The sequence below is a fragment of the Allobosea sp. CER48 genome (assembly GCF_044752385.1).
GTDB lineage: Bacteria > Pseudomonadota > Alphaproteobacteria > Rhizobiales > Beijerinckiaceae > Allobosea.
Map to the genome: position 1 here is coordinate 1 of NZ_JBIWYK010000487.1, position 2197 is coordinate 2197.

At 63.7% G+C, this 2197-nt stretch carries 1 protein-coding gene; it reads left to right on the forward strand.

Annotation, left to right across the window (positions count from 1 at the left end; genetic code table 11):
• Positions 1 to 122 precede the first annotated feature (122 nt).
• A partial coding sequence (bcsA, locus tag ACIPIA_RS14685) for a UDP-forming cellulose synthase catalytic subunit (RefSeq protein WP_400510613.1) occupies positions 123 to 2197 on the forward strand: 2075 nt, incomplete at its 3' end.

The window sequence follows — 2197 nt, forward strand, 5'->3', positions numbered from 1 at the left end:
CACGGACCGAACGCCGGGTGCAGCAGGCCCCCGAGCCGATCCCCGACAAGCCTCTCGAAGGATACCCGACCGTTCCGCCGCCACCTGCCCCCTGACCACGAAACCGGTTGCCAGACGCCCCGATGCGAACTGCGAGCTACGTCATCTTCTGGGCCATCACCGCGATCGTCGTCGTCGCGCTGATCACCTTGCCGATCAGCCTGCAGGCACACCTGATCGCGGGCACGATCGTGGTCGGCGCGATGGTCATCCTGAAGTTCCTTCGGCCAGACGGGGTCTGGCGGCTGATTGCCCTCGGCCTCGGGACCGCGATCGTGCTGCGCTACATCTACTGGCGTACGACAAGCACCTTGCCGCCAGTCAACCAGCTCGAGGACTTCATCCCGGGCGTGATCGTCTATCTCGCGGAACTCTACAACATCGGCATGCTGTTCCTCAGCCTCTTCGTCGTGGCGCTGCCGCTGCCGCGCCGGAAAGCGCCGCTTATCGATCCGCAGAACGCGCCGACGGTCGATGTCTTCGTGCCATCCTACAATGAGGACGCGGAGCTGCTGGCAACGACGCTTTCCGCGGCGATGGCCATGGACTATCCGGCGGGCCGCCTGAAGGTGTACCTGCTCGATGACGGCGGCACGGACGAGAAGTGCAACGCCGACAACTTTGTCGCCGCCAGCGCCGCCCGCGAGCGCCGCGCGACCCTGCAGAAGCTGTGCGAGGGGCTGGGCGCCACTTATCTGACCCGCGCGCGCAACATCAGCGCCAAGGCCGGCAACCTCAACAATGGCCTTGCCAATTCGCAGGGAGATCTGATCGTCGTGTTCGACGCGGACCATGCTCCGGCCCGCAGCTTCCTCAGCGAGACGATCGGCTATTTCGGCCAGGACCCGAAGCTGTTCCTCGTGCAGACCCCGCACTTCTTCATCAACCCCGACCCACTCGAGCGCAATCTCAAGACCTTCAAGGCGATGCCATCCGAGAACGAGATGTTCTACGGCATCATCCAGCGCGGTCTCGACAAATGGGATGCCTCGTTCTTCTGCGGCTCTGCCGCGGTCCTGCGGCGCACCGCCCTCCAGACGACGAACGGCTTCTCCGGCCGCAGCATCACCGAGGACGCGGAAACCGCGATCACGCTCCACGCCACCGGCTGGCATAGCGTCTATGTGGACAAGCCGCTGATCGCCGGGCTCCAGCCTGCGACCTTCACCAGCTTCATCGGCCAGCGCTCGCGCTGGGCGCAGGGCATGATGCAGATCCTCCTGTACCACCGCCCGATGTTCAAACGCGGCCTCTCGCTGCCGCAGCGCCTTTGCTATTCCTCATCGGCCCTTTTCTGGCTGTTCCCGTTCTCACGGCTCATCTTTCTCATCGCGCCGCTGTTCTACCTGTTCTTCGGGCTGGAGATCTTCACGGCCTCGGGCGCCGAGTTCCTCGCCTACGTGCTCAGCTACATGGCGGTGAACCTGATGATGCAGAACTATCTCTATGGCCGCTATCGCTGGCCGTGGATCTCGGAACTCTACGAATTCATCCAGGCGGTCTACCTGCTGCCGGCGGTGATCTCGGTCCTGCTCAATCCGAGCAAGCCAACCTTCAAGGTCACGGCGAAGAACGAGTCGCTCGAGACACGTCGCGTCTCCGAGCTCGGCAAACCCTTCTTCATCATCTTCGCCGTGCTGACGCTTGGCGTCGTCGCAACCTATTGGCGCATTCTCACTCAACCTTACAATGCAGACACCACGCTGGTCGTCGGGTTGTGGAACATCCTCAACCTGCTGATGGCGGGTTGCGCGCTCGGCGTGGTCTCCGAACGTCCGGAAGGTCGAGCCGCTCGGCGCTTCCCGGTGAAGCGCCGTGGCGAGATCACCATCGAGGGGCGGACGGCGCCGATCGTGTCGGAAAATGTGTCGGTCGACGGCATCGCCATCCGCGTCATGTCCAAGGATTTCGACGCATTGCCGGTCGGCTCGCTGGGCCAGGCCTCGTTCGAGACCACGATCGACATGCCGAAGGGCACCCTGCCGCTACGCGTCATGCGCGTTGCTCCAGACGACAAGGGATTGCTGCTCGGCTGCAGCTATCAGCCCAGCGAACCGCTGCACAGCCGGATCATCGCCGACCTCGCCTTCTCCGACGCCGAGAACTGGAGCCAGTTCCAGCAGGCCCGGCGCCAGAACATGGGCGTGATCTACGGTAC